This is a genomic window from Variovorax sp. PBS-H4, assembly GCF_901827205.1.
In the GTDB taxonomy this organism is placed as follows: domain Bacteria; phylum Pseudomonadota; class Gammaproteobacteria; order Burkholderiales; family Burkholderiaceae_C; genus Variovorax.
Genome location: NZ_LR594675.1, coordinates 2,921,758 through 2,948,238 on the forward strand (window position 1 = coordinate 2,921,758; position 26,481 = coordinate 2,948,238).

Below are 26,481 nucleotides of genomic sequence, written 5' to 3' on the forward strand. Positions count from 1 at the left end.
CCGGGTGCCGGGCGCCATCCAGCCGCATGGCCGAATGCTTGTGCTGGACCCGAAGACGCTGCGCATTGCCGCCTTCAGTGCGAATTGGGACAACGGTGGCATCGACGAAGCTGCCGAGTTCCTGCGCGACCGGCAACTGCATCACCTTGTCCTGGGGGCACCCGCGCAGTCCCTTGGCGTGGTCTGCGCAGGGGCGAACACGTTCGATGCCTCTGCCCATCGCACCGCAGACCACCTGATCGCCGAGTTCGAGCCAGCGTTGCCCTCCCAGGGTAACGAGGCGCCCATCTATTCGCTGATGCGGGTGTTCCTGCCCCAACTGCAGCGCGCGGGCTCCATGGAGGAGCTCAGCCGGCTGGCCGTGGCGGAAATGAAGCGGCTGACGGGCTTCGGCCGCTGCCTGCTGTATCGCTTCGACGAAGCAGGACATGGCGAGGTGCTGGCGCAGGTGCTCGAGCCCGGGTACGACAGCTATGCCGGCCACCACTTTCCGGCCTCCGACATTCCCCAGCAGGCGCGTGAGCTCTACCTGCTGAACCGCTTCCGCCTGATTGCCGACGCCAACTACCAGCCGGTGCCTTTGCAGACCGCCGATGCATCCCTGGCCTCGCACCAGATCGACCTGTCGCAGTCGCAGCTGCGCAGCGTTTCGCCAATCCACCTGGAATACATGCGCAACATGGGCACCCTGGCCTCTGCGTCGGTTTCGATCGTGGTCGATGGGCGCCTGTGGGGCTTGATCTCGTGCCATGACCATGCACCGAGGCCGCTCGGCATTCCGACGCGGCGAGCCTGTGAGCATCTCGGACAGCTGCTCGCGCTTCAGATCCAGTCGAACAGCGCGACGGCCTCGGTGGCGGAGCGGCTGGAGTTGCGCCAGCTCACGCTGGAAATCGTCGCGCAGCTGTCCGAGAGCGACGACGCCACCCTGCAACACCTGGTGCGCGAGGATTCGCTCATGCTGCGCGTCGCCCGTGCGGAAGGTGTGGCCGTGGTGCTGAACGACACGGTCTGGCACGTCGGCCAGACGCCGGAAAAGACGCAGATCCTTCAGATCGCAGAGTGGATCGTCGGCATGGGCGCGGAGGTCTATCACAACAATGCACTTCCTGCGCACTACGCGGCCGCGGATGCGTTCGCGGCCAAGGCGGCCGGCGTGCTGGCAATCTCGATCTCGCAGGTGCACCGCCACCTGGTCTTGTGGTTCCGGCCCGAAATCGTGCAGACCGTGACCTGGGCTGGCGAACCGCGCAAGGCGGTCACCGCCGCACCGGATGGACGGATCCATCCGCGGCTGAGCTTCGCGAGTTGGGTGGAGCACATCCGTGGCCGCTCCGTCGCCTGGTCCGATGCCGAAGTGGGCGCCGCTGCCGAGCTGCGGCAGGCGCTGATCGCGATCGTGTTGCGGCGCGCGGAGGAAATGGCCGCAGTCGCCACCGAGCTGGCCCGGGTGAACAAGGAGCTCGAGTCCTTTTCCTATACGGTGTCGCACGACCTGCGCGCCCCGATGCGCCACATTTCGGGCTACGTCGACCTGGTCGTGAGCCAGGAGGGCGACAAGTTGTCGGATCGTTCCCTGCGCTACCTCACGCAGGCCCGCGAGGCGTCGGCGTTTGCGGGGCAACTGGTCGATTCCCTCCTCGATTTCTCGCGCATGGGCCGGGCGTCGCTCAAGCGCCGGGCAGTCGACACCTCGTTGCTGGTCTCGGACCTGGTACGGGAGCTGTCGCGAGGCGAGCAGGGTCCGGTGCAGTGGATTGTCGAACCCGACCTGCCGTTGCTGCATGCCGATGCGCTGCTGGTGCAGGTTGCCGTGCGCAACCTCCTTTCCAACGCCATCAAGTACTCCCGCGGCCGCGATCCGGCGCGCGTGACGGTACGCGGCGTTCGCGTTGCGCAGGGCGACGGCCTGGAGGTCGAGGACAACGGGGTCGGCTTCCAGATGAAATACGCCGACAAGCTGTTCGGCGTCTTCCAGCGGCTGCACGCCGCGGAGGAATTCGAGGGCACTGGCATCGGACTCGCCAACGTGAAGCGCATCGTCGAGCGCCACGGCGGTGAGGTCTGGGCCCGCGGCGAAGTCGGCGTGGGCGCGACCTTCGGCTTCGTGCTGCCGCGCGTCGATGACGCAGCCCCAGATAGACATGGAGAAGGAAACGATGCTTAAGCCGATCCTGCTTGTCGAAGACGACAAGCGCGACCTCGAACTCACGTTGATAGCGCTGGAGCGCAGCCAGCTCGCGAATGATGTCGTGATCCTGCGAGATGGCGCGCAGGCGCTCGATTATTTGCGCCGCGAGGGCGACTATGCCGGGCGCGACCTGGGCAACCCTGCCGTCATCCTGCTGGACCTCAAGCTGCCCAAGGTCACTGGCCTCGAAGTCCTGAAGGAAGTGCGGGACGACCCGGCTCTGCGCAGCATCCCGATCGTGATGCTGACCTCGTCGCAAGAAGAGTCCGATGTCGTCAAGAGCTACGAACTGGGGGTCAATGCCTACGTGGTCAAGCCCGTGCTGTTCGAGCAGTTCGTGTCTGCAATTGCAGACCTCGGCGTGTTCTGGGCGGTGCTCAACGAGCCGCCGCCCGGGTCGCTCAAGGCCCGGCGCCATGATTCATGAGCCGAGCCGATCTGCGCAGCCGGCAAGCCTGCGGATCCTGATCCTCGAGGATTCGCGCTTCGACGCCGAGCTGCTGCTCGAGGCGGTGGGCCTCGCTCAGCCCCTGGCGCACGCGACGGTGGTCACTACCGAAGGCCACTTCCTGGATGCCCTGCGCCGGGAGACGCCCACGCTCATCCTGTCCGACTTCGAGCTGCCCGGCTTCAGCGGCGCACACGCCCTCGAGATTGCGAAGGAGATGGCACCGGGGGTGCCGTTCATCTTCGTCTCGGGCGTGATCGGCGAGGACAACGCGGTCGAGCTGCTGAAGCGCGGCGCCACAGATTACGTGAGCAAGGGGCGCCTTGCGCGTTTGCCCCTGGTGCTCGAGCGCGCCTTGGGAGAGTCGGCCGATCGGCAGGCCAGGGAAGCCGCCCAGCACAAGCTGCGCGAGGCCAATGCCGCCTTTGCGCAGGCCGAGGCGCGGCGTCTGGCGCTGATCGAACTAGGCGATCGCATCCGCGACCTGGACGACCCCAGCGCCATCGCCTACGTCGCTTCCGAGATGCTCGGCCGCATGCTGAACGTGGACCGTGCCGGATACGGGGTGGTCAACAAGGCGGCGGAAACCATCACCATCGAGCGGGACTGGTGCGCGCCGGGTGTGGCCAGCCTCGCCGGCAGGCTGAACTTCAGGGACTATGGGTCCTATATCGACGATCTGCGGCGCGGCGTGACCGTGGCCTTTGCCGATGCGCGGGAGGACCCCCGCACGCGTGGCACTGCACAGGCGCTGGAAGCGATCCGCGCGCGCGCCGTCGTGAACATGCCGCTCACCGAGCGCGAGGGCCTCGTCGGGCTGCTCTACCTGAACCACGGGGGTGTTCGGGAATGGTCCGCCGACGAGCTGGCCTATGTGCGCGAGGTCGGCGACCGGGTACGCACCGCAGTGGCGCGGCGCGAGGCGCAGATCGAACTGCAGGCCTTCGCGGCCTCGCTCGAACGGCAGGTGGAAGAGCGCACGCGTGAGCGCGACCGCATCTGGGCGCTGAGCGAAGACCTGTTGGGTGTTGCCAATCCCGATGGCTACTTCGAGAGCGTCAACCCGGCCTGGACCACGGTACTGGGATGGACGAGCGATGAGCTGCGCAACGCGCCGTTGCGCCAGCTGTTGCATCCGGACGACCTGCCCGCCGCCGAGATCCAGTTCGAATGCCTCGGGCGCGGCGAGCGCACGCGCGGCTTCGAGAGCCGTTGCCGCACGCGTGCCGGCGAGTATCGCTGGCTCACCTGGACCATCGTGCCGGAGGATGGCCTCTACTACAGCGTGGCTCGCGACATCACCGAGCAGAAGGAGCGCGCGTCGGAGCTCGAATCCGCACGCGAGCAACTGCGGCAAAGCCAGAAGCTGGAGGCCGTCGGTCAGCTCACCGGCGGGCTGGCGCACGATTTCAACAATCTTCTGGCCGCCATCTCCGGCAGCCTCGAGCTGATGCGGCGCAAGGGCGCCGATGGCCGCACCGTCGAAGTGGACCGCTACCTCGAAGTGGCGCAAGGTGCCGTCAAGCGGGCAGCGTCGTTGACGCATCGGCTGCTGGCGTTTTCGCGCCGGCAGACGCTCGAGCCCAAGCCGCTCAACCCCGATCGGCTGGTGGCCGGCATGGAAGAGCTGATCCGCCGCACGATGGGCCCCCAGATCTCGCTGGATGTGGTGGCTGCCGCCGGCGTCTGGAACGTGCACGCCGACCCGGGCCAGCTGGAGAACGCATTGCTCAACCTGTGCATCAACGCGCGCGACGCGATGCCCGAGGGCGGCCAGCTCACCATCGAGACCGCCAATCGCTGGATCGATGCACGCATGGCGGCAGGGCGCGATCTTGCACCGGGCCAGTACGTGTCGCTGAGCGTCAGCGACACCGGTGTCGGCATGGCGCCCGACGTGGTGGCCCGAGCCTTCGATCCCTTCTTCACGACCAAGCCGATCGGCATGGGCACGGGCCTGGGCTTGTCGATGGTCTACGGCTTTGCCAGGCAGTCGGGTGGACAGGTGCGCATCGATTCGAAACCGGGCGAGGGGACGACCGTCAGCCTCTACCTGCCGCGGGATCTGCGCACGGCAGAGCCTGAGGAGCGTGGCCTGCCCGCTCTGGCGAGCCCGCGCGCCGACCAGGGCGACACGGTGCTCGTGGTCGATGACGAAGCGGCGCTGCGGATGCTGATTGTCGAGGTCATGCAGGGGCTGGGCTACGCCACGCTGGAAGCCGGCGACGGCGCCGAAGCGCTGCGCGTGCTCCAGTCCGGTGAGCGCGTCGACCTCCTGGTGAGCGATGTCGGGCTGCCGGGCGGCATCAATGGGCGCCAACTGGCCGATGCCGCCCGTACGGCCCGCCCAGGGCTCAAGGTGCTGTTCATCACGGGCTATGCGGAGAACGCCGTCGTGGGCCAGGGGCACCTGGACCCGGGAATGCAGGTGATGAGCAAGCCTTTTGAGCTGGAAGTGCTCGCCAGGCGTGTCAAGGAGCTGATCGCGAATGCCTGAAGAAGAACGCGCATCGTCCCTGCTCGTGCAACGGCGCGCCGACGTGCTGCAGGCGCTGCGGACCGCAACCGCGCCGCTGCATGAGCGGCTCGACAAAGGCTTGCCGATTGCCCGCGAGGATGCCTCGCTCGATGACTACGCGGCCCATTTGCGCGTGCTTCGGCCGTGGCTCGAGGCGTTGCGGCGCGACCTGGGTGCGAGCCGGGTTGCGGCGCTGCACGCGGCGGCTCTGCGCATCGATGCCAAGCTCGCGGACCTGGCGCTCGATCTGGCCGACGCCGGCGATGCTGCACCGGCGCTCCAGCCCGCCTTTCAGCCCGCGGATGCCTGCGTGCCGCCTGCGTTCGGTTGGGGATTGGCCTATGTGGTCGAAGGCTCGCAGCTCGGCGGCGTCGTGCTCCACCGCCGGCTGCGCGACCGCCTCGCACCGCATCCCTTGCGTTACCTGTCGAAAGCCGGGGACGAAGCAGGGGTTGCGGCGCGCTGGCGCGACTTCATCCTGCAGTTGCGGGAAAGCGTCGTGGACCCCGCCTCCATCCGGCAGGCCGAGCGCGGCGCGACGGCCGCTTTCCTGGACCTGCTCGAGCGCTTCGGCGCCCGCGGGGCCAAGGCTTGCGCGGATAATCCCCGCCCATGAGCGGCAACACCTTCGGCACCCTTTTCGCGGTCACCAACTTCGGCGAGTCGCACGGCCCCGCGATCGGCTGCGTCATCGATGGCTGCCCGCCCGGCCTGGCCCTCACCGAGGCCGACATCCAGGGCGACCTGGATCGCCGACGGCCTGGCACCAGCCGCCACGTGACGCAGCGAAACGAGCCGGACACCGTGCAGATCCTCTCCGGCGTCTACGAGGGCAAGACGACCGGCACGCCGATTGCGCTGCTGATCCGCAACACCGACCAGCGCAGCAAGGACTATGGCCAGATCGCGCAGCAGTTCCGCCCCGGCCACGCCGACTTCACCTACTGGAAGAAATACGGCATTCGCGACCCGCGCGGCGGTGGCCGTTCCTCGGCGCGGCTGACGGCGCCGATGGTGGCGGCCGGCGCGGTGGCCAGGAAGTGGCTGTTCGAAAAATACGGCACCGTGTTCCGCGGCTGCATGGCCCAGATCGGGGAGATCGAGATCCCGTTCGAGAGCTGGGACCATGTGCCGAACAATCCCTTTTTCGCCCCGGTGGCGGACGTCTCCCGGCTCGAGGCCTACATGGACGCGCTGCGCAAGGCAGGCGATTCCTGCGGTGCCCGCATCCGCGTTACGGCGTCGAAAGTGCCGGTCGGCCTCGGTGAGCCGCTGTTCGACAAGATGGACGCCGACATCGCCTGGGCCATGATGGGCATCAACGCGGTCAAGGGCGTGGAGATCGGCGCCGGCTTCGACAGTGTCACGCAACGCGGCACCACCCATGGCGACTCGATCAGGCCCGACGGCTTCGAGAGCAACAACGCCGGCGGCGTGCTCGGCGGCATCACCACGGGTCAGGACCTGGACGTGAGCATCGCCATCAAGCCCACCAGTTCGATCATCAGTCCGCGGCAGTCGGTGGACATCCACAACCAGCCGGTGGAGGTGGTCACCAAGGGCCGCCACGACCCCTGCGTCGGCATCCGGGCGACGCCCATCGCAGAGGCGATGCTGGCACTCGTCGTGATGGAACATGCGCTGCGCAACCGCGCACAGTGCGGCGACGTGATCGGGGCGCCCGGTGGGGACGAGTCCGCCGCCGAAGGAACGTCGCCGCAGGCGTCTTTCCTCTAGTGGCTGCGCCGGAGTCTGCTGCGGGCGGCCGCGGCCACCTGCTGGCGTTCGCCGGCCTGTCGGCAAGCTACTTCGCCCACATCGGCTTCTTCAACCCGTACCTGCCGCTCTGGCTTCAAAGCCTGGGGCTGCCGATCTTCACCATCAGCCTGCTGACATCGGTGCAGTCGATCACCCGCGTTTTCGCGCCTTACGCGTGGGGCGCGCTGAGCGACCACACGGGGCAGCGGGTGCTGCTGCTGCGCATCAGCGCAGCGGTGGCGCTGTTCGCGTCGCTGGGCCTGTGGTGGAACGGCGGCGCCTGGTGGCTGGGCCTGGTGCTGCTGGTCACTTTTACCCACACCAGCTCGATGATGTCGCTCACCGAGGCGGCCATGGCGCATCTCGTGGCGGGCGACTGGGGCCGGTACGGCCGTATCCGGTTGTGGGGCTCGGCCGGCTTCCTGGTCACCGTGTTCGTCGCCGGCGAGTGGTTTGAGCGCTTCGGGATGGCTCATTTCCCGGCCTGGGCCGGCGGCACGCTGGCCATCGTGCTGATCGCGACCCTGCGCCTGCCCGACACCCGCGAGGCGCCCCTGACGCACGCAGCGCAGAAGGAGCCGGTCGGGCCGGTGCTGCGCATCCCGGCGGTGCGCTGGTTTTTCGCGTCGCTGTTCTTTCACGTGATGGCGCATTTCGCGGTCTACGGCTTCCTGTCGCTCTACCTGGATTCGCTCGGCTACGGCAAGGGCGTGATCGGCTTGCTGTGGGCGCTGTCCGTGGCTGCCGAGGTCGCCTGGTTCTTCCTGCAGGGCCGGCTGCTCGGGCGCTTCGCAATGCCGCGCTGGCTGCTGATCTGCGGCATCGCTGCGGTGCTTCGCATGGGGATCACCGCCGGTTGCGGATCATGGGCCTGGGCGCTGGCGGCTGCACAGCTGCTGCACGCGCTGTCCTTCGCGGCGCACCACACGACCTGCATCGCGATGGTGTCGCGCTATTTTCCCGGCCGGCTGCGCGGGCGTGGTCAGGCGCTTTTTACCGTGATCGGCTACGGCTTCGGCGGCGTGCTGGGAGTATTGGCCGGCGGCATGATCGCGCAGCACTTCGGCTATGTGGTGATGTTCGGCGTTGCGACCCTGCTTGCGGTGGTGGGCAGCGCCTGCGCGTGGCGCACGCAGCGGCTGGAAGCGATGGGCCGACGGCCGAGCGCGGCGGCAAGCAAGGCCAGCGCTAAACCGCCTTCGGCCTGATCGGAGCAGGCCGGGTCCGAGAGGCCGTTGTTTCCGATCGCCCGCGGGCGACCCGAACTGAAGCCGCGCCCGGCAGGGCAGCTCCTCCCTGCCGCTGCCGGGCGGCCAACTCGCGGCTCAGGCTGCGTTCACCGTGATCCGGCGTGGCTTCGCGTGCTCGGCCTTCGGGATCCTCAGCCTCAGCACGCCGTTGGAAAGGTCTGCCGAGACTCTCTCCGCATCGAGCTCCTTGCTGAGCGTGAAGCTGCGGCGGAAACGGCCGACGCCGACCTCGGTGTGGCTCGACTGCAGTCCCTCGGGCAAGGACAGGCCAAGCTCAGCCTCGATCGTGAGCGTGCCGCTGTCCACGTGCAACGCCAGTGTCTCCTTCGACACGCCGGGAAGATCGGCATACAGCGTGAGGCTGTCTGCATCTTCGATGACATCCACGGGCGGCATCAGCGCGGGCGCACCCTCGCGCGTGCCCGGCTGCTCCTTCTCGGTCACGGTGGTGGAAGCAGCGCCGTCCTGTTTGCGAACGTCGTTCATCTGCGACTCCTTTCTTCAATTGACGGTGATGCGGCGCGGCTGCGCAGAAGCACGGCGCGGGATGGTGATCTGCACGATGCCGTCGCGGTACTGGGCCTTGACTGCGTCCGGGTCCACCTCGTCCGGTAGCGTGAGAACCCGTGTGAACTGGCCTGCGAAGCGCTCGTTGATATGGACGACCGGTCGCTTGCCCTCGGTGCCTTCCTCCGGCAGCGACGACTTGCGCTCGCCCGAGATGGTCAGCACACCCTGATCGACATGGATCTCGAGCGTGGCTGGATCCAGGCCCGGAGCAAAAGCGTAGACCTCCACCGCTTGCGGCGTGTCTCCCACGTTGATCGCGGGGAAGCCGCTTCGGCCGAAGCCGCGGATGGTCGGGGAAAGATCGAATGCCTGCTGCATGTCGCGCTGCAGGCGATCAAGCTCCGCGAACAGGTCGCGCGGGAACAAGGATCTGTACATGCGAAACCTCCTTTCAGGCTTGATGGACAACGTGCGTCGGGTGCTTTCCGGCGCCTCCGAGGCCTAGATAGGAGTGCCTGGACCCGAGTTCAAGAGGTCTCGCCGGGTGCTGCCGCTGCGCAACTCTGGGAGAAACCCGGGTTTCGCGCGAATACCGTACATGCCTGAACGATGATCGAACAGCAGGGCAGGCCGTCCCGTTGGCACCGATCTTGTGCGGCCCTACAGTCCGCCTCGCCCTTACTCAACGGAGACATTCATGAGCAAACCCCAGGCGCACGAGCCCCCTGGCCGCCACCAGTCGAAGAAGGCCGCGGCCAGCGGCTGGATCGGCTCGGCCCTCGAGTACTACGACTTCTTCATCTACGCCACCGCGGCGTCGCTGATCTTTCCGCAGATCTTCTTTCCCAAGGGCGATCCGAAAATCGCCATCGTCGCCTCGCTGGCGACCTATGGGGTAGGTTACGTGGCGCGGCCGATCGGCGCCTTCTTCCTGGGCCACTGGGGCGATACCCACGGCCGCAAGCAGGTGCTGATCCTGTGCATGTTCCTGATGGGCTTCTCGACCATTGCGGTCGGCGTGCTGCCGACCTATGACCAGGTCGGCCTGCTGGCGCCAGTGCTGCTGGTGGTCTGCCGCCTGGTGCAGGGCTTCGCGGTGGCCGGGGAGATTTCCGGCGCCAGTTCCATGATCCTGGAGCACGCGCCCTTCGGGCGGCGCGGCTTCTTCGCGAGCTTCACGCTGCAGGGTGTGCAGGCCGGGCAGATCCTGGCTGCGGCGGTCTTCCTGCCACTGGCGCACTACATGCCGGAACAGGCTTTCAACAGCTGGGGCTGGCGAATTCCGTTCCTGCTGAGCTTCATCGTGATCGTCGCGGGCTACATCATCCGGCGCGAGGTCGAGGAGACGCCTGCTTTCGCAGAAGAAGGGCAGAAGCAGCAGCGTCCGCGCTCTCCCATCGTCGATGCATTCAAGTACAGCTGGAAGGACATGCTGCGCGTGGTGGCGATGGCGCTGATGAACGTCATCCCGGTGGTCGCAACCATCTTCGGCGCAGCCTACGCGGTGCAAGCCGCTTACGGGATCGGGTTTGCGAAGGACATCTACCTCTGGATACCCGTGCTGGGCAACATCCTTGCGGTGGTGGTGATTCCCTACGTGGGCAACCTGTCGGATCGTATCGGCCGCAAGCCGCCGATTGTCTTCGGCGCGCTGGCTTCGGGCCTGCTGGCCTTCGGCTATCTCTATGCCATCAGCATCAAGAGCGTGCCGCTGGCAATCTGCATGTCGCTCTTGATGTGGGGCGTGGTCTACCAAGGCTACAACGCGGTGTTCCCGAGCTTCTACCCCGAGCTGTTCCCGACCCGCACGCGCGTTTCGGCGATGGCGATCTCGCAGAACCTCGGCACGGCCATCACCGCCATGCTGCCCGCGCTGTTCGCCACCGTGGCGCCTCCGGGCGCGGCCAACATCCCGCTGATCGTCGGCTCGCTGGCCTTCGGCATCACGGTGATTGCCGCGATTGCAGCCCTGAGTGCGCGCGAGACGTTTCGCATCCACATGAACGATCTTGGCAATGCCGATGCGGTGCCTGTGCCGAAGCCGGACTATGAACGCATGCGCGAGCAGACACTGGCGGACGCGAGGTTGGCGAAGGCGCTGGGCTGAAGGCCCGCGCGCTCAGTCTTTGCCGCGGAGGATAAAAACCCGGGCCACCTCGGCAGGCGAGAAGCCGTCGAGGACCTGGTCCGTCAACAATTTCTGATTCTCTGCCGAGAGGTTTCTGAAATCGAGCACAAGCCCGTCGATATCGGTTTTGGGCCGATGCTGAACTTCGGTGTTCAAGGCCGGGCCCCCCTTGGAAATTTTCATAGCGTCGTTTTGATTCTGTTGTCGTGTGACGGTCTCTGGTCTGAAGCATGCGGCCCGGGCAATCACACGGGAGCGCCCTGGAGCGTTCAGCCCACAGCCACCAGGGGACCCGGATTCTGAGCCCGATCGGCCTCGACCAAATCTGGTCTTTTATGACTGAACTGTTGCCGGTTCATCGTTTCTCGCAGAGCACGAGGTTCTCGCCGTCGAGCAGCGTGTGGGATGTCCCGGCTTCGGAGGCCAGCTCCTGTGATGGCACGACCTCGATCGGCGTGAGCTCGAAGCGCTGCAGGAAGCTGTCGATGCGTTGCACCTCGATGGACCACGCGAAGGGTTCGCTGCGAAAGGCCAGCCACCGCTCGACCCAGCGGCTTCGCGGGCGAAAGCCGGTGCTGCCGTCCGGCCACTTCGACATGAAGCTGAACACCATTCGGGTCGATGGCCCGTGCAGCGTCGCGATGGCGTGGAACAACCGGTCGATGACGGCGGGCGCCAGGTACATCAGCACCCCCTCCGCGATCACCAGGGTGGCGCGGCCGTCGTCGAAGAGCTCGGCCGGCAGCGGGTCGGCCGCGAGGTCGATGGCAACGAAGCGCACGTTGGGTGCAAGCTCGCCGCACAGCGCGTCGGATTTGGCGCGCTGTGTTGCCGGATGGTCGATCTCGATCCAGTCGATATGCGGAAATTCCGTTGCAAGGCGCAGGGCCAGCGTGTCGAAGCCGGCGCCGATGACCACCACGCGTCGACAGCCTTCGGCGATGGCTGCGCGGCATCGGCGTTCGATCCAGCGCTTGCGGTGCCAGTAGTGGGTGATGATGCCAGGCAGGACCACCTGCTCAAGCATGCGCCACAGCCCGCGGGTGGGAGCGAAAACTGCGCTCTTCGCAAGCAGGACATCGGCAAGGTTGCCCGAGAGGAAGCGTTCGCACAACGCCCGCGCGCCCGGCGCCACCAGCGCGGTCGTGTGCGGGTCGCTGGCCAGCAGGATCGTGCTGGCCGCGATCAGCTTGGCAGTGCTGCTGGCCTGTTCGGCCTTCACGCCGGCGCACCTTCACATGCGGGCACGTCGGGGAGGGCGCGCGCGAACGCGCCGCGATAGTGCATGTACCAGGTGCTCACGAAGAGTTCGTGCGGGTCGTGTTCGAGCTTCTTCGCGAGCCATGCGCCGAACTGCGGATAGCACCGCCGCACCTGTGCGGCAGACGCGTGGCGATGGTAGGTGAGATAGAAGCTGCCTCCGAGGGCGGCCGAGGCATCGATCAGGGCCCGAAAGGTGTCCGCCGTGCGGGCCCGTCCGGTGTCGTCGTGAGGAGTTCTCAAATTGAAGATGATGCACGCGAAGTCTTCTTTCGCCCATGGAAGGTATGAGGTCGTGTCGCGCAGGATGGAGCGGATGGTGCCGTAGATCACTTCGGTGCCAAACACGCGAAGGATGTCGCGCGCCTGCTGCATGAACGCCAGCAGCCGATGGCGCGGCACATAGTGCTCGCCGATGACGAGCGTCTCTTTGACGAAAGCCTTTTTGGCCGGCTGCCTGCTCGCCAGGAAGTCGGCATAGCTCGGGATGTAGGTGCTGAGCTGCATGGTGTCTGACCCATACACCGCGCCGTGCGTGTCGAGGTAGTGCCTGGCGTATTGCGCAAAGGCGGCCTGCTTGTCGTGGTGCGCGAGCTCGAGCAGCTGCAGCCAGGCATCGGGTGCGAGGTCGGCCGCTGCGTGCCCGCGCGTGCCATCGAGCTCCGCCGGCTTGTAGCAGGCCAGGACGCCGCGGCGCAGAAAGTGATGGTCCTGTGAGTCGATGGCGAACTGGAAGTCGCCGTAGGCGCAGCCCTCGTCGGCACGGCGAAAGACGGCGTTCACTGCGTCGTCCAGGTCGAGCACGTCGACCACGCGCCGGACGAGAAGGCGCGGGCACAGGCGCAGGGTCGCGGCGTACACGATGCCGAACAGGCCGTAGCCGCCGATCACCAGCGAGAACAGCTCGGCGTTGTGAGTGCGGCTGCAGAACACCACATCGCCGCGTGCATCGACGAGGGTGAGATCCTCGATGTCATTGCCCAAGGGCTGCATGGCCAGGCCGCGTCCATGGGCATTCGCCGCGATGGAGCCGCCCAGCGTGACGTCGTCGACGCCCGTCTGCTTTTGCCGGATGCCCCAGCGGCCCTGGCCGGCGGCGTCCATGGCGTGCGTGGCCTCGACGATGCGCGGCCACTGCGCGCCGGCTTCGATCTGCAGCAGCCCGGCCGATGGGTCGGTCTTCAGCACCCGGTCCAGGCCGCGCGTGTCGATGTGGAGGGAGTCCACGGCAAACTGCTGGCCGCCCATGGCGTGCCGGCCGCCTGAGACCGAGATGCGCTGGCCGGCGATGGCTGCCCGCCTGACCGCTGCCTGCAGTTCGGACAGCGTCCGGGGCCTGCAGAGGTGCGCCACCGGCGTGGGGTTCAACTGGGAATGGACGTCGTCGAGAACTTGCTTCATCGTTGCCGCGTGGAGGGCGGTGGCTTGTGGCGAGGGGCGCATCATGGCCAGGCCGTCGCTCCAGGTTTCAACGAAGACCGCGAAGGTCGCCGAATACGCGCTGCGGCGTACCGAATGCCGATACTTCGCTCGGAACGAGGCGAAGCGCGTGGTTACGAACGAAAGCGTGCACTGAATACACGTTCGTGCGCGCGCTCTCCTATCGCTCGTGGAACGCCACACCGCAAAGTCACTATGAATATCCAGAAATCCCCGCCGATTCGCCCTTCGAGCTCCTTCGGCTCTCACCCCAAACCCATCCCTGCCGAGCCGCCGCTGGATCCACGCAACGAGGACGTGACGATGGAAGAAGCCTGCGCAGCCGACGACGCGCCGTTGAGTTCGGATGTATCAAGCCCTCCAACGGAGAGCCAAATGCGCGATTACAACGAGATGGTGCAGAGTGTCCGGAATCGAGGGATCAACGAGCGCTGCGTGATACTCGGCGCTACGAGTCTTCAAACGATTTCATTCGCCTGCGGCTACGTCCGCGCGCGAGGCAACCCCACGGCGGCTGCCAAATTGGCGATCTCGGCCGTCAGAGGCTTGGTGCTTGCCGGCAAGCTGCACCACGACCTGGTGGCAATGGGGGCAAAGATCAAAGACTTTCTGCGGCCTGAAGGCTGCCGCCCCAGCGGAGAAGATCTCGAGGAGGCGGCCAAGCTGTTGGAGGACTTGACTTCGCAGTCGCAGGCCCAACGCATGCTTCAGCGGCCCGTGGAAAGCTTGGGCAGGGATTTGGCGCAGCGTTGGTTGGATCTGGGGAAATGGTCGCGGGCGTGCGACTTTGTCCACGCCGTGAAGCTGGACTTCAATTTGCGGGAGCTTCTCCAGACCTGCGAACTCGAAACCAACCTGTCGGCTGCCGGTGTGTTGGTCACGGCTTTTGAGGCCAACAAGGACGTCATTTTGCACGCCGACAGGGTGGTGTTGCTACGGCCGAGCAGCGGGACGCTGGGTGCGCCCTTGCATGTGGCGGAGCGGCTTCTCGAATGCGTGCCTTTGCTGGTGGAAATGGCCGACGTCGATAACAAGTTCGACGACAACCATGATGGGAGCTTCAGGGGAATCTATAAATCAGACAGCAGGTCGTACCTCCGGCAAATCATCGAGACGATCTTTTTACCCCGAACTGAAATTCGTGAGTTGAAAATCAACACGAACACCGACCCGTCTGCCTTGGCGTCGCTGATCCAGAGTCAGCTATCCTCCAATGAAGGAATCACTGAAAAAACCTGCGAGTGGCTTGCCCAGCTGATGTCGCATTCATCCGCCCGTGATGATCAGTTGAAGGTCTTCTCGAGTACATCCAACCTCCTGCGGACCAGCATGGTCGCTGCCAAGCAGAAATGGGGCCAGCTCGAAGCCGAGAAGCTTGCGAAGAGCATCTTCTCCCGCATGCTCTTTTTCCGCGGATGGTATACACACCCTTGGATGTCCGGGTTGGCCCCCTTTAGTGTCACCGGTAACGAATGGATGGCGACGCAGATCGCCTCCACGCCGGTCCATCAGCAAGGCCGCACAGGTCCATCGATGGTGAGCCATGCTCACTTTACGAAGGAACTGGTCCTTGAACTGAAAAAGTTCTTGGCTGAGGCGGAGAGACGCCTCGGGCCCGACGGTGCCGCGCTGTCGGAGTACATGCGCTTCAACACACTGGCTCATATTCATGATCTCATGCTTGTGTTCAAAAATTCTGGCGGCAACCGCGAGAAGCTGGGTGCGGTCGTCGCCGCCCATGAGCTGGCGAAGGACCTCGGAGCAGCCGAATCGAATATCGATCGCTACCAGAGCTGGTTGAATCCCATTTTTGAATCTGTGCTGCTTTGATCTATCCGCCGCGGGCTGGATTCAAATCATGGCGCGCATCGCCTGCGCCGTTTCACGCAGAACCGGCAGCACGCGGGCGACTGCGTCCTCGCTGCTTTCATGGCCCATCGGCATGGTGATGTTGAGCGCGCCCACCAGCGCGCCATGCCGGTCGCGCAGCGGCACCGCAATGCCCCGCGAATTCAGGTCGAGTTGCTGTTCCGACAGAGCCCAGCCTTGTGCACGGATGCGCGCAAGCTCGAGCTTCATGCGCTCCTTGCTGGCGATGGTGTGCGAGGTAAAGACGGTGAGCTCGTGCGTGGCTAGCCATAGGCTGCGCTCTTCGTCGCTGCGCATCGCCAGCATCAACATGCCCGATGCGGTGACCTGCGCCGGCACCCGGGCGCCGAGCACGTACCCGGTGCTCATGCTGCGGTTGGGACCGTTGCGCGCGATGTAGACGACCTCGTCGCCGTCCATCACGCTGAGGTAGGCGATCTCGTGCGTGCCGGCCGCGACGCGCTGCAGAAACGGCTGGACGATGCGCGGAAGCCGCGCTGATTCCAGGTATGACTGGCCCAGACGCAGCACTCGCGGCGTCAGCCAGAACAGCTTGCCGTCGCCCGCCACGTAGCCCATGTGCTGCAGCGTCAGGAGGTAGCGCCTGGCGGCGGTGCGCGTCATGCCCGTGCGCTGCCCGGCCTCACTCGCCGTCATGCGCGGATGGGCGTCATCGAAGGCCTCGATGATCGACACGCCGCGCTCGAGGCCTGCGATCCAGTCCCGCTTGTCGAGCCCGGCGGGAGCAGGAGAAGGATCAGAGTCGTTGGTGGTCATCGGGGACAAACCCTGAATTCGTCCGTTTATCGAACGGTTTTGGATGATGATCGCGCCATTCTGCAGGCGTGACCCCCGGCATGCAACCCTGCCGCACTACATTAACGGCGCTCGCGGCAATTTGCGCGTTAGCCGAACAACCGAGCGAGACCCGCCCATGTTCCCTTCCATCGCAGGCAGTACCGACCTCTACCTGATTCCGGGTGATCCGGTGACCAACGTGCGCCTGCCCCGCATGTTCAACGCCGTCTTCGAGCGCTTCAGCCTTGATGCGGTGATGGCTCCGGTGCATGTGGCGACGCGCGACTTCGCCGTCTTCGTCAAGGCCGCCTTTCTTGCGAAGAACGTGCGCGGCATGGTGATTGCGCCCCCGCACAAGCCGCTGGCGGTGGACCTGCTCGATGGCGCTGGCCTTTTCGGCCGGGTCGCCGGCTCGGTCAACGTGGTCAAGCGCATCGCCAACGGCGAGCTCGAGGGCGACCTGTTCGACGGCGAGGGTCTGGTGGGTGCGCTCGACCACTACAACATCCCCTTCCGCGGCAAGCGTGTGCTGATCCTCGGCGCCGGCGTCAGCGCGGCGGCCATCGGCGTCGCGCTCGCCGAGGGCGGCACCGTTGATGGTGCCGAGCACATTGCCTTCCACGACATCTCGGCCGGCAAGGCTGCAGGTGTCGCCGCCAAGCTCGACGCCTATTTCGACGCCACTGCCACTGCGGTCGACAGCAGCGATCCGGCAGGCTACGACCTCGTCATCAACGCCACGCCGCTGGGCCTGAAGGAGGGTGACGCCTTGCCGATCGATGTGGCGCGTATGGACGCGCACGCGGCGGTGTTCGACATCCTGCTGCGCAACCAGCCCACGCCACTCGTGCGCGCGGCTCGCGCGCGCGGCCTCAACGCGCAGGCCGGGTTCGAGATGCTGATTCAGCAGATGCCTTACTACCTCGACTTTTTCGGCCACGCAGCCGCGGCGCACGGGGTGCGCGAGGACGCGCGCTTCCTGCGCGAGTTGATCTACACCCAGGCAATGGCGGCCGAGATCGACTCACCCTTGCGCTATCACTCCGACAGCGTGGCCTGAGCACCACGCACTGAACCATGGCCCTCTCGCTGGACCGCTTCGGCTTCAACACCGTCACCATGGGAGGCGACCTCGGCCATAAGCTCGATTGCATGAAGGCCGCGGGCTTCGCCGGTGTCGAGCTCTGGGCGCGCGACCTCGTCGCCCACCCGGCCGGGGTCGAGAAGGCGGCCGATCTGGTGAAGGCCAGCGGCCTCAAGATCACCGACTTCCAACCGCTTCGCGACTTCGAATGTGCGCCTGACGCCATGCGCCCGCACCGCCTCGAAATGGCACGCGAGCAACTGCGCCAGATGGCACTGGTCGGCACCGACCTGCTGCTGGTGTGCTCCACCACGTCGCCGCTGGCGATCGACGACCCGGAGCGCGCGGCCGAGGACCTGCGCACCCTCGCCACGCTGGCGACTCCGCTCGGCATCCGCATCTGCTACGAGGCGCTTTCATGGGGCCGGCACGTGAATCGCTGGCATCAGGCCTGGGACATCGTGCGGCGCTGCAACCGCCAGAACGTTGGCCTGAACCTCGACAGCTTCCACATGTCCGTGCACGGCGACGACACGCCCGAAACACTGGCGCAGTTGGCGCAGGTGCCCGTGGAAAAGATCTTCTTGGTGCAGCTGGCTGACTATTTCTTCGAGTACAGCGACCGGCAGGCCGACATGATCGAGCTGGCGCGTCACCAGCGCCTGTTCCCGGGGGAAGGCCTGCACGACGTGCGCGACATGGTCCAACTGCTCGAGCAGATGGGCTATCGCGGCCACTACACCTTCGAGGTGTTCAACGATGACTACGTGAACTCCGACCCGATGGTGATCGGCCAGCGCGGCATGAAGAGCGCACGCTGGATCAGCGAGTCCGTCATCGGCACATGAATCAGGACAGGCACAGCAACAGGATGCCGAAGCGCCAACCGGCGCCAGGCCGCAGGGCACCGCATATGACACTCTCAGGCAAGACCACCCTCATCGCGCATCTCGGCTATCCGACCGAGAGCTTCAAGGCGCCGATGATCTACAACCCCTGGTTCGAAGCGAACGGCATCGATGCGCTCGTCGTGCCCATGGGCGTGAAGGCCGAGGACTACCAGGCCTTCTTTCCCTTGCTGTTCCGCATGAGCAACATCCGAGGCGCGTTGGTGACCATGCCGCACAAGGTCACGACCATGGCGATGGTCGATGCGCTCACGCCAGCGGCAAAGATCGCGGGCGCCTGCAACGCGGTGCGCAAGGATGCGGACGGCCGCCTGGTTGGCGACCAGTTCGACGGAGCCGGCTTCGTGCGCGGGGTGCAGCGCAAGGGGTGCAGGCTGGAGGGCGCGCGTGTGCTGGTCTCCGGCAGCGGCGGCGTGGGCTCGGCGATTGCGGCCTCGCTCGCCGCGGCCGGGGTGGCCGAGCTCTCGCTTTTCGATACGCGGGCCGCGTCGGCCGAGGCGCTCGGCGAGCGGCTGCAGGCGCACTACCCCACGCTGCGCGTGGTCACCGGCTCGAAGGATCCGGCCGGGCATGACCTGGTGGTCAATGCCACTCCACTGGGCATGAAGGCGAATGATCCGTTACCCTTCGATGTCGATCGCATCGCGCCTTCGACCTTCGTCGGCGAGGTCGTGATGAAATCCGAGTACACACCGCTCCTGCGTGCCGCCCGCGACAAGGGCTGCGCAGTGCAGGTCGGCACCGACATGTTGTTCGAAATGATCCCTGCTTATCTCGAGTTCTTCGGCTACGGCACCGCTACGCCGGACGAGCTGAGGGCGACGGCTCGCGTGGCCTATTGAAATGAAGCGTACATCCAGGCTTGCCCACCATGAGTATTTTTGAGGGCTTCCTCTCGACATCCGAAACCCTGGCCGCCTTCAGCGAACACGCCTTCGTCGCCGCCATGCTGCGCTTCGAGGCTGCGCTGGCGAATGCGCAGGCCGCCGAGGGCCTGATTCCCGAGTCGGCCGCTCGGTCCATCGTCGGCAGCTGCAAGGTCGAACTGTTCGACGTTGCCAAGGTCGTGCGCGAGAGCGGGCGCGCCGGCAGCGTGGCGATTCCGCTGGTCAAGAGCCTCAAGGAGGCGGTCGGTCTCTTCAACGCCGAGGCCGTGCCCTTCGTGCATTTCGGCAGCACCAGCCAGGACGTGATCGACAGCGCCATGGCCCTGGTCACCCGCGAGGCCGTGACGCTGGTCGAAGCCGACCTGCGCAAGGCCGCACAGGCGCTGCTGGCGCATGCCGAGCAGCACGCTGCCACGCCCATCCTCGCGCGCACGCTGATGCAGCCGGCCTCGGTCACCAGCTTCGGCCTCAAGTGCGCAGGCTGGGCCGCGCCCCTGGTGCGCAGCCGTACGCGGCTGGCCGAGGCAGCGCGGCGGGCGTTGAACGTGCAGCTCGGCGGCGCCGTCGGGACCCTCGCGCAGATGAAAGGGCAGGGGGCTGCCGTGCGGCGTCACATGGCGCAGGAGCTCGGCCTTGGCGATCCCGGCCAGACCTGGCACACGCAGCGCGATGAATGGGTAGCACTCGGCTGCGAGCTGGGCCTGATGGTCGGCAGCCTCGGCAAGATCGCCAAGGACATCGCACTCATGGGTCAATACGAAGTCGGTGAAGTGGCCGAGCCCACGGAGGCCGGTCGGGGTGGCTCATCCGCCATGCCGCACAAGCGCAATCCCGTCGCCTCGATGGTGGCGCTCGCTGCGGCGCAGCGCGCACCTCAGCGCGTGGCTGCGCTGCTCGCCGCCATGCCGCAGGAGCACGAGCGCGCGTTGGGCGCCTGGCAGGCCGAGCTGGGCGAATGGCCACAATTACTGATGTCCGCCCACGGCAGCGTGCGTGCGCTCGCCGGGGCTTTGCCCGGCCTGCAGATCGATGCCGCGCGCATGCGTGGCAACATCGAACGGCTGCGCGCTGAACTGCCGAGCGAGGCCGCGGACGAATGGTTCGACCCGGCCCTGGCCGGTGAGGCCTCCACCATCGCTCTGGCGCAGGTTCGTGCCCTGCAAGACCAGCTCAACGAACGGAACATGCAACGATGACCGCATCCGCCCCGCCCGCCGGCGACTACGAAGCCGGCCTCCTCAACCGCCGCCGCATCCTTGGCGATGCCTGGGTCGACAAGTCGCTGGCCAACCGCAACACCTTCAACAGCGAGTTCCAGGAACTGATCACCCGCCACGCGTGGAACGACATCTGGGGCCGCCCGGCGCTCGGCGACAAGACGCGCCGCTTCATGGTGCTGTCGATGATGCTGGGCATCCATGCCTATGAGGAGTTCGCGATGCACGTGCGTGCCGCGCTCGACGGCCCGCCCGAGTCGCGGCTGACTCCCGAGGAGATCAAGGAGGTGATCATGATGGCCGCCATCTACTGCGGCGTCCCGGTGGCCAACCATGCCTTCGGCATTGCTACTGCGATCCTGCGCGAGAAAGGCCTGCTGGAAGAACGCACGAAGGAAGGAACCGCATGACCCGGCTCAACGTTCTGCGCGAGGGCGAGGGGCCCATCGTCGTGCTGAGCCACGCCCTCGGCTGCGACCTGCACATGTGGGACGGCGTGGCCGAGGTGCTGGCGCGCGCCCACACCGTGCTGCGCTACGACCACCGCAACCACGGCGGCTCCGAGGTGGTGCCCGGTCCGCTCACGATGCAGATGCTGGCCGACGACGCGGCCGCGCTGATCGCGCGCGAGGCCGGGGCCGAGCCGGTGCATTTCGTCGGCCTCTCGATGGGCGGCATGACGGCCCAGGCGCTGGCGCCGACGCACCCGCAACTGCTGCGCAGCGTGGTCATCGCGAATTCGTCGGCCTACTACCCCGACCGCGCGCCCTGGCGCACGCGCGTCGAGACCGTGCAGGCCCAGGGCGTGTCGGCCATCGCGCCCGGTGCCGTGGCGCGCTGGCTCACACCTGCCTATGCCGCCACGCCCGAAGGCGCGGAGGCCGCGCGCCGGTTGCACGCCACGCTGTCCGCCACCGATGCGGCCGGCTACATTGCCAGCTGCGATGCGGTGGCGGCCATCGACTTTCGGGAAAGCAACCGCGGCATCCGGACGCCCACGCTCGTGATTGCCGGAAACCAGGACGAGGCCACTCCGCCTTCGATGTCAGAGGCGATCGTCGAAGCCATTCCCGGCGCGAAGCTGGCCCGCATCGAGGCCGCGCACCTCAGCGCCGTCGAGCGGCCCGTGGAATTCACTCAGCTTTTGATCGACTTCTGGCGCAGCCTTTGACGGGCTGAACGCGCCCACGGAACCCCGGGGCTCCCCGCGTTACTCAGGCAGCAGTACCCCTTGATGGAGGGGCACCGTTTTCACTGCCGGAGCCTCGCTTGTGAGCTTTCATTTCGACCCCCAGTACATCAGCCATCGCCTCGGCGAGGTTGGTCCCGATGCCGAGAACCTCTCGGTCATCGTCCAGGATGACGATTCCACCTGGACGCTTGCCTTCGAGAGCGAAGTCACCGTTCTCATCCTTGCCGAATGGGCCGAGGAGCCGGCGCGCCTGGTCTTGAGCGCCGACATCGGCACGCCGCCGGAGGGCCGCGCGGCCCAGGTGCACAAAACTGCGCTGTCCTACAACACGCTGTGGCGCGACACCGGTGGCGCGCGTATCGGCATGGGCGGCGAAGAAGGGGGCCTGCTCCTCGTGCGCGAACTGGACCCGGCAAGCGTCCAGGGCGGCGAGTTCGCGCGAGTCCTCGAACAGTTTGCGGCAGTCGCACAGTGGTGGGAAGGCTATGTCACCGCAGAAGACATCGCCATTCCCGCATCTGCCCCTGCCATGGCGCAGATGGCTGCTCGAATCTAAGGAGAAGATCGATGGGTAAAAAAATCGGCAACAACAATCCGCCGCAGAGTTTTGAAAGCCTGGCGCATGTTTTTCAGGATGTCCTGGATGCGGCGCCCCAGGTCAAGGATAAGAAGACGTATTTCGTCGGGGAAAAAACCAAGGACAAATGCGAAATCGACGGTGTCGAGCGTGGCGACATCACATATCTGTCCCATAAAAAGGCAAAGCATGGTGCGGCGGCCGCGGCGTATCGCCTGAGCGGGCGCAGACAGAACGACTACAAAGAGGCCAGGATTTACCTGGAGGGGCTGATCGAGCGGGCCGAAAACAGCGATCCCAAACGGTATAGAGTGGCGACAAGCAGTCTTCGGCTCGTGCTGGCGAGAAGCAAATCGAAGGGCTACATTGACATAAATGCCATCCGGAATGATGTGCAAGTTATTCTCAATGGTGTCAAGGAAACGACTCAAAAATCCGCGGAAGCACTGAAGAACGATCTACGTATTGCTGACGATTCCATATCGCATTTCCTGAATGACATTGAAGCAATAAGATCAGTATCCACCAGAAAGGTGGTGATTCCTAAAAATATCAGGGAAGAAAACAAGCTCCTGTTGGGAAAAATCAGCAGTATCAACAAGCAAGCAGAAAGCCTTCGCAATAACAAGAAGATCACCAGCCAGCTACGGCTGAAACGCCCGTCGTTCACCGTTTCTGCGAGTTCTGCCGCGGAAGAGGTGACTGCCCAGGATCTGTTAGACAAGATCGCCGACTGGCCAGGCCCTCAGCTTCAGCTGGATCTGGCCAATTTCTTTGCATGCGCCAAATCGGGAAGCAGCGAAAGATCAGCCGAACTCCAACAAGCGAGCAAGAGGCTGCTCTTGTCCTTGGCCGAGCAGGAATCCATTCTGAGCTTGATCAGCAATGAATTTCTCAATACGATCGAAAATGCCGACGATCGAAGAAACCTTCAGAATCTCCGCAACTCGGCTAAACAACTTCTCTCGGATTTTCACAATCCTGATTTGCCGTTCGGAAGGCTCAAAAAGCTGGCTTTGGCAGGATATCACTGGCCGGAGGAGACGGCTAAGCAGGTTGTTTCACAGCGGGATGAGTTCTTCCGGTCTTTACTTGGACCGATTGCAGGCGATCCCGCCGGGCAGCAGCCCGCCATTGGCAATGGACAGCCACAGCCCCTGATCGTTCCACCGGCAGGTAGTTTGCCGCCCGTTGGCGACCTGCCGCCGCTGCCCGTCAACATGCAGCCGGCCGCCGGCAATGGACAGCCACCGCCTTACCTGCTACCGATCCCCAACGGCGCGCCACCACCGCTCAACGTCCCTGCGATTCCCGAAGATCTGCCACCGCCGCTTCCGGCTTCGCTGGACCACACGGAGTCGCCTTCGGCGCACCCAGGGGTTAAGGCTGAAATGGCCCGGATTTTCCGTCCGCGCGAAATGCCGCCTCCCGAGGATCTGCAGCCGCCGCCCGTCAACGTGCAGTTGGCCGCTGGCATCGAACAGCCACCGCTTCACCTCCCACCGATCCCCAACGGCGCGCCACCACCGCTCAACGTCCCTGCGATTCCCGAAGATTTGCCGCCGCCGCTTCCGGGTCCGATGGACCACACGGAGTCGCCTTCGGCGCACCCAGGGGTTAAGGCTGAAATGGCCCGGATTTTCCGTCCGCGCGAAATGCCGCCTCCCGAGGATCTGCCGCCGCCACCCGTCATCGTCGAGCCAGCCGCTGGCAATGCACTCCCACCGATCCTCAACGGCCTGCCGCCGCCGCTCCCGGTTACTGCTGGTGCGTCGCCGCCTCCAGCCGACGAGCCGCCGCTGGCGCCCCACCTGGCGCAAGCTGCCAGCGTCCCGCCGCTTCCGAATGTGGCGCAATCTGCTGCTGGCGTCGTGCCGGTTACGGGCGGCTTGCCACTTGAGACGTCCGCTCCCGGCAAGTTCGTGGCGAAGCGTGTGGCGGAATTCACCAACCCGTCACCGGAGGATCAAGACGATGCGCTTCCTCCGGCCGACCTGCCGCCGCCCCCCGCCGGAGAGCCCACGTCCCGCCTACTGGAAGCGGAGGCGTCTGGCCAATTGAACCCGGCGCAAAAAGCTGCAGCGGCCATGCTTTCGGCTGCTCTCGACATTCCGCCATTGCCCGAGGGCGCGCCCCCGCCACTTCCCGGCAATTCGCCCCCGCCGGTTTTTAGCGGGGTGCTGCCCCCGAGCGACCTACCACCGCTGCCTGGTGACGTCCGAAAACCCCGGCCGGACGACACGGAGTCGTCTCCGGCAGACCCTCGGGCGAAAGCCGCACTCGCCGAGCTCCCACCTCTAACCAGCGCCGCGAAGCTGCTTGCAGACCTGGCATCGAGTGATCAGACGTACCTGATGGCCAGCAAGGTCGACGATGGGACTGGGCACAAAGTGGTCACCAAAAAAGGAAAGGTTCTTTTCCTCAAGGCCAGTTCCGGGCAAGAGAAAGAGGCAGGATTGCGCTCCCTGATCACCAACAAGCTGCGTGGACGAAGGGATGCCCAATACCGGAACACCAGAAAGGCGCTCGCGGCACTGCTAGAGGATACCGAGACGCGTGGGTTGATCCCAAAAGAAAACGGAGCAACCGCTCACGCGGCCACCATACTCGCCCATTCGCTTGAAATCGGGAAAAACGGGATCCAATTTGACAAGACTGTCCGAGAAAACGTGATAACAATCTTGGCTGAGAATGTAAAAAGGCAGCAGGATATCGCAGAGCGTCAAAATCTCATCTCGATGCTTATCGACCAATCCAAAGAGCCACAATCAAAAAATCCCGAAGCAGCTATTGACGGATTTTCTGCTACCAATGGATCGGATTTCGAGAAGAATAAAAAGGAGATTTTCTTTAAAAAACTGGATGATCATGTCGGTTCTATCAAACCGCCTGTGCACGCAATCGACGAATCTTCCTTGTCTTCCGTGGATCAGTGGAATTACGAATTTATAAGATCAGTGGATCACTTTACAAGTCTGGCGGAAGACATAAAAAAGATGATTACTCGCCCTGAGCACTTGAATGAGGGGGATCATTTTTTCACGCTGCCTCTTTCTTTCGATGAGGCTACCCGATCTTTCGTAGAAAAGAACATGCCAGGTGATGCTGGTATATTTACTGGCAATATTCTGAACGAGAGCACCGTCGTTTTTTCACAAGGGCTTGTCACGCAAGTCAATCTGTTGATGGGTGTTATTTCGATAGATGATTTGGTGCAATTCAAAGGAGGGATGGGGGAAATCACGAGAGTGTGCGAAAAAGCGTTCCGGCAGCTCGAATTTTTGGCGCGACTGTTTACCAATGAGCAGTATCTTGCGCAAGTTCCGATTGAAGGGCTCGACTTGTTGCGCCGGTATGGCGAGGCCCTGCAGGAAGTGGCTGTGCGGGTTCTGGACCCCAAGGGACCCTACATTGCCTTCTACCGGATGAGCCAAGCCGCAGGCACTTCGCCGGAGACTGCGATGCCCTATTTCCGTATAGCTTTTGAATTGGATAAAGAGCGCTCCCCCGGCGCGCAGGCTGGTGAGAGCAAGCCGCCGTCCAGGCCGCTACCGCCGATCCCGGCCGGTTTGTCTTCGAATCCGAAGCTCGGGCCGCCGCCGGCCGAGCTGCTGCCGCTGCCGACTTCCGGCGTCTCGCCGCAATCGGATGCGGTCGAGACTACATAGTCCATGGGGCCATGACGGCCGCGGCGCTTGCCTCGGCCGCGGCCAGTCGCATGATGGCGGCTTTCAGCAAGCCGCCACTCTCATCCCATGCCCTCCCACCTCCGCATCGACTTCGTCTCCGACATCGCCTGCCCCTGGTGCGCCGTCGGCCTTGGTGCTCTCGAAGCTGCGCTGAAGCGCGTCGCTCCCGAGATCACGGCCGAACTGCACTTCCAGCCCTTCGAACTCAACCCCCACATGCCACGCGAAGGCCAGGACGCCTTCGAGCACCTGCACGAGAAATACGGCAGCACGCGTGAGCAGCAGGCGCAGATCCGCGAGACGATCCGCGCTCGCGGCGCGGCAGTGGGCTTCGAGTTCCGCAGGGAAGGGCGCTCGCGGGTCTACAACACCTTCGATGCGCACCGCCTGCTGCACTGGGCAGCGCTCGAGGATGCGGCCAAACAGGTCGCCCTCAAGAAGGTGCTCCTCAAAGCCTGCCACACCGACGGCGAGAACCCGTCCGATCCGGAAGTGCTGGCGCGCCTGGCCGGCGAGGCGGGCCTCGATCCGCAGCGCGCACGCGCCATTCTCGGCAGCGACGAATACGCCGCGCAGACGCGCGAGCGCGAGCGCCTCTACACCGATGCCGGCATCCACTCGGTGCCGGCCATCATCATCGACAACAAGCACCTGATCTCGGGCGGCCAGCCCGTGGAGGTGTTCGAGCGCGCGCTGCGCCAGATCGCCGGGGCCGCGCCGGCCACCACCGCGCTGGCCTGAGGCCCGAGCTCGCGGG

Annotated in this window: 23 protein-coding genes; 17 read left to right on the forward strand and 6 right to left on the reverse strand. The window is 65.0% G+C overall.

The annotated features are described in order from the left end of the window. Nucleotides 1–34 precede the first annotated feature (34 nt). From E5CHR_RS13730 to E5CHR_RS13755, 6 genes are read left to right on the forward strand one after another with little or no spacing between them, the layout of a single operon-like run. Nucleotides 35–2,167: an ATP-binding protein gene (locus E5CHR_RS13730; RefSeq protein WP_232062055.1), complete on the forward strand. Its 2,133-nt coding sequence runs from the start codon at nucleotides 35–37 to the stop codon at nucleotides 2,165–2,167. Continuing rightward, nucleotides 2,160–2,618, forward strand: a complete 459-nt coding sequence (locus tag E5CHR_RS13735) for a response regulator (RefSeq protein WP_162574488.1) — start codon at nucleotides 2,160–2,162, stop codon at nucleotides 2,616–2,618. The genes E5CHR_RS13730 and E5CHR_RS13735 overlap by 8 nt, the downstream gene beginning before the upstream one ends. After that, nucleotides 2,608–5,136 carry a response regulator gene (locus tag E5CHR_RS13740; RefSeq protein WP_162580354.1) on the forward strand — a complete coding sequence of 843 codons (2,529 nt, stop codon included), beginning with the start codon at nucleotides 2,608–2,610 and terminating at the stop codon, nucleotides 5,134–5,136. Before E5CHR_RS13735 ends, E5CHR_RS13740 begins: the two co-directional genes overlap by 11 nt. Next, nucleotides 5,129–5,773 carry a biliverdin-producing heme oxygenase gene (locus E5CHR_RS13745; RefSeq protein WP_162580355.1) on the forward strand — a complete coding sequence of 215 codons (645 nt, stop codon included), beginning with the start codon at nucleotides 5,129–5,131 and terminating at the stop codon, nucleotides 5,771–5,773. Before E5CHR_RS13740 ends, E5CHR_RS13745 begins: the two co-directional genes overlap by 8 nt. Further along, nucleotides 5,770–6,894: a chorismate synthase gene (aroC, locus tag E5CHR_RS13750; protein WP_162580356.1), complete on the forward strand. Its 1,125-nt coding sequence runs from the start codon at nucleotides 5,770–5,772 to the stop codon at nucleotides 6,892–6,894. Before E5CHR_RS13745 ends, aroC begins: the two co-directional genes overlap by 4 nt. After that, nucleotides 6,894–8,123, forward strand: a complete 1,230-nt coding sequence (locus E5CHR_RS13755; RefSeq protein ID WP_162580357.1) for an MFS transporter — start codon at nucleotides 6,894–6,896, stop codon at nucleotides 8,121–8,123. Before aroC ends, E5CHR_RS13755 begins: the two co-directional genes overlap by 1 nt. 117 nt (nucleotides 8,124–8,240) lie before the next feature. Here E5CHR_RS13755 and E5CHR_RS13760 read toward each other — a convergent pair whose 3' ends face one another. Both E5CHR_RS13760 and E5CHR_RS13765 read right to left on the reverse strand, forming a co-directional pair. Next, nucleotides 8,241–8,651, reverse strand: coding sequence for an Hsp20/alpha crystallin family protein (locus E5CHR_RS13760; protein ID WP_162580358.1), 411 nt, complete (start codon nucleotides 8,649–8,651; stop codon nucleotides 8,241–8,243). Between the two features lie 15 nt (nucleotides 8,652–8,666). Further along, nucleotides 8,667–9,113, reverse strand: a complete 447-nt coding sequence (locus tag E5CHR_RS13765; RefSeq protein WP_162580359.1) for an Hsp20/alpha crystallin family protein — start codon at nucleotides 9,111–9,113, stop codon at nucleotides 8,667–8,669. A gap of 259 nt (nucleotides 9,114–9,372) precedes the next feature. On the opposite strand from E5CHR_RS13765, the gene E5CHR_RS13770 reads away from it, so the two are divergent. After that, entirely contained in the window at nucleotides 9,373–10,782 is a 1,410-nt protein-coding gene (locus E5CHR_RS13770; RefSeq protein WP_162580360.1) for an MFS transporter, read from the forward strand. Nucleotides 10,783–10,794: 12 nt separating this feature from the next. On the opposite strand, the gene E5CHR_RS13775 is transcribed toward E5CHR_RS13770, so the two are convergent. The 3 genes from E5CHR_RS13775 to E5CHR_RS13785 form a co-directional block, all read right to left on the reverse strand. After that, on the reverse strand, nucleotides 10,795–10,986 hold the full coding sequence (locus E5CHR_RS13775; RefSeq protein ID WP_162580361.1) for a hypothetical protein: 192 nt from the start codon (nucleotides 10,984–10,986) through the stop codon (nucleotides 10,795–10,797). 172 nt (nucleotides 10,987–11,158) lie between these two features. After that, on the reverse strand, nucleotides 11,159–12,025 hold the full coding sequence (locus E5CHR_RS13780; protein WP_162580362.1) for a class I SAM-dependent methyltransferase: 867 nt from the start codon (nucleotides 12,023–12,025) through the stop codon (nucleotides 11,159–11,161). Continuing rightward, a complete protein-coding gene (locus E5CHR_RS13785; protein WP_162580363.1) occupies nucleotides 12,022–13,464 on the reverse strand; it encodes an FAD-binding protein in 1,443 nt (480 codons plus the stop codon). Before E5CHR_RS13785 ends, E5CHR_RS13780 begins: the two co-directional genes overlap by 4 nt. 234 nt (nucleotides 13,465–13,698) lie before the next feature. Here E5CHR_RS13785 and E5CHR_RS13790 point away from each other — a divergent pair, with 234 nt between their 5' ends. Then, nucleotides 13,699–15,333 carry a hypothetical protein gene (locus E5CHR_RS13790; protein WP_162580364.1) on the forward strand — a complete coding sequence of 545 codons (1,635 nt, stop codon included), beginning with the start codon at nucleotides 13,699–13,701 and terminating at the stop codon, nucleotides 15,331–15,333. Nucleotides 15,334–15,354: 21 nt separating this feature from the next. On the opposite strand, the gene E5CHR_RS13795 is transcribed toward E5CHR_RS13790, so the two are convergent. After that, nucleotides 15,355–16,149 carry an IclR family transcriptional regulator domain-containing protein gene (locus E5CHR_RS13795; protein ID WP_162580365.1) on the reverse strand — a complete coding sequence of 265 codons (795 nt, stop codon included), beginning with the start codon at nucleotides 16,147–16,149 and terminating at the stop codon, nucleotides 15,355–15,357. 157 nt (nucleotides 16,150–16,306) lie between these two features. Between E5CHR_RS13795 and E5CHR_RS13800 the strand changes: the two genes are divergently transcribed. From E5CHR_RS13800 to E5CHR_RS13840, 9 genes are all read left to right on the forward strand, one after another. After that, nucleotides 16,307–17,230: a shikimate dehydrogenase family protein gene (locus tag E5CHR_RS13800; RefSeq protein ID WP_162580366.1), complete on the forward strand. Its 924-nt coding sequence runs from the start codon at nucleotides 16,307–16,309 to the stop codon at nucleotides 17,228–17,230. Between the two features lie 17 nt (nucleotides 17,231–17,247). After that, entirely contained in the window at nucleotides 17,248–18,102 is an 855-nt protein-coding gene (locus E5CHR_RS13805) for a sugar phosphate isomerase/epimerase family protein (protein ID WP_162580367.1), read from the forward strand. A 65-nt stretch (nucleotides 18,103–18,167) separates the two neighbouring features. After that, the gene (locus tag E5CHR_RS13810) at nucleotides 18,168–19,004 is read left to right on the forward strand and encodes a shikimate dehydrogenase family protein (RefSeq protein ID WP_162580368.1); all 837 of its coding nucleotides are present in this window, start codon (nucleotides 18,168–18,170) and stop codon (nucleotides 19,002–19,004) included. A 29-nt stretch (nucleotides 19,005–19,033) separates the two neighbouring features. Next, nucleotides 19,034–20,245 (forward strand): 3-carboxy-cis,cis-muconate cycloisomerase, encoded by a 1,212-nt coding sequence (gene pcaB, locus E5CHR_RS13815; protein WP_162580369.1) that lies wholly within the window; start codon nucleotides 19,034–19,036, stop codon nucleotides 20,243–20,245. Continuing rightward, nucleotides 20,242–20,676, forward strand: coding sequence for a carboxymuconolactone decarboxylase family protein (locus E5CHR_RS13820; protein WP_162580370.1), 435 nt, complete (start codon nucleotides 20,242–20,244; stop codon nucleotides 20,674–20,676). Before pcaB ends, E5CHR_RS13820 begins: the two co-directional genes overlap by 4 nt. Continuing rightward, entirely contained in the window at nucleotides 20,673–21,437 is a 765-nt protein-coding gene (locus tag E5CHR_RS13825; protein WP_162580371.1) for an alpha/beta fold hydrolase, read from the forward strand. Before E5CHR_RS13820 ends, E5CHR_RS13825 begins: the two co-directional genes overlap by 4 nt. Nucleotides 21,438–21,537: 100 nt before the next feature. Then, entirely contained in the window at nucleotides 21,538–22,014 is a 477-nt protein-coding gene (locus E5CHR_RS13830) for a type III secretion system chaperone (protein WP_162580372.1), read from the forward strand. Between the two features lie 11 nt (nucleotides 22,015–22,025). Beyond that, complete coding sequence (locus tag E5CHR_RS13835) at nucleotides 22,026–25,703, forward strand: hypothetical protein (RefSeq protein WP_162580373.1); 3,678 nt, start codon at nucleotides 22,026–22,028, stop codon at nucleotides 25,701–25,703. An 87-nt stretch (nucleotides 25,704–25,790) separates the two neighbouring features. Continuing rightward, nucleotides 25,791–26,465, forward strand: coding sequence for a DsbA family oxidoreductase (locus E5CHR_RS13840; RefSeq protein WP_162580374.1), 675 nt, complete (start codon nucleotides 25,791–25,793; stop codon nucleotides 26,463–26,465). Nucleotides 26,466–26,481 lie beyond the last annotated feature (16 nt).

Bases quoted from the DNA above. Each gene is read 5' to 3' on its own strand.
- E5CHR_RS13730 (WP_232062055.1), top strand. From the start codon at position 35: ATGCTTGTGCTGGACCCGAAGACGCTGCGCATTGCCGCCTTCAGTGCG.
- E5CHR_RS13735 (WP_162574488.1), top strand. From the start codon at position 2,160: ATGCTTAAGCCGATCCTGCTTGTCGAAGACGACAAGCGCGACCTCGAA.
- E5CHR_RS13740 (WP_162580354.1), top strand. From the start codon at position 2,608: ATGATTCATGAGCCGAGCCGATCTGCGCAGCCGGCAAGCCTGCGGATC.
- E5CHR_RS13745 (WP_162580355.1), top strand. From the start codon at position 5,129: ATGCCTGAAGAAGAACGCGCATCGTCCCTGCTCGTGCAACGGCGCGCC.
- aroC (WP_162580356.1), top strand. From the start codon at position 5,770: ATGAGCGGCAACACCTTCGGCACCCTTTTCGCGGTCACCAACTTCGGC.
- E5CHR_RS13760 (WP_162580358.1), bottom strand. From the start codon at position 8,651: ATGAACGACGTTCGCAAACAGGACGGCGCTGCTTCCACCACCGTGACC.
- E5CHR_RS13765 (WP_162580359.1), bottom strand. From the start codon at position 9,113: ATGTACAGATCCTTGTTCCCGCGCGACCTGTTCGCGGAGCTTGATCGC.
- E5CHR_RS13770 (WP_162580360.1), top strand. From the start codon at position 9,373: ATGAGCAAACCCCAGGCGCACGAGCCCCCTGGCCGCCACCAGTCGAAG.
- E5CHR_RS13775 (WP_162580361.1), bottom strand. From the start codon at position 10,986: ATGAAAATTTCCAAGGGGGGCCCGGCCTTGAACACCGAAGTTCAGCAT.
- E5CHR_RS13785 (WP_162580363.1), bottom strand. From the start codon at position 13,464: ATGAAGCAAGTTCTCGACGACGTCCATTCCCAGTTGAACCCCACGCCG.
- E5CHR_RS13790 (WP_162580364.1), top strand. From the start codon at position 13,699: ATGAATATCCAGAAATCCCCGCCGATTCGCCCTTCGAGCTCCTTCGGC.
- E5CHR_RS13795 (WP_162580365.1), bottom strand. From the start codon at position 16,149: ATGACCACCAACGACTCTGATCCTTCTCCTGCTCCCGCCGGGCTCGAC.
- E5CHR_RS13800 (WP_162580366.1), top strand. From the start codon at position 16,307: ATGTTCCCTTCCATCGCAGGCAGTACCGACCTCTACCTGATTCCGGGT.
- E5CHR_RS13805 (WP_162580367.1), top strand. From the start codon at position 17,248: ATGGCCCTCTCGCTGGACCGCTTCGGCTTCAACACCGTCACCATGGGA.
- E5CHR_RS13810 (WP_162580368.1), top strand. From the start codon at position 18,168: ATGACACTCTCAGGCAAGACCACCCTCATCGCGCATCTCGGCTATCCG.
- pcaB (WP_162580369.1), top strand. From the start codon at position 19,034: ATGAGTATTTTTGAGGGCTTCCTCTCGACATCCGAAACCCTGGCCGCC.
- E5CHR_RS13820 (WP_162580370.1), top strand. From the start codon at position 20,242: ATGACCGCATCCGCCCCGCCCGCCGGCGACTACGAAGCCGGCCTCCTC.
- E5CHR_RS13825 (WP_162580371.1), top strand. From the start codon at position 20,673: ATGACCCGGCTCAACGTTCTGCGCGAGGGCGAGGGGCCCATCGTCGTG.
- E5CHR_RS13835 (WP_162580373.1), top strand. From the start codon at position 22,026: ATGGGTAAAAAAATCGGCAACAACAATCCGCCGCAGAGTTTTGAAAGC.
- E5CHR_RS13840 (WP_162580374.1), top strand. From the start codon at position 25,791: ATGCCCTCCCACCTCCGCATCGACTTCGTCTCCGACATCGCCTGCCCC.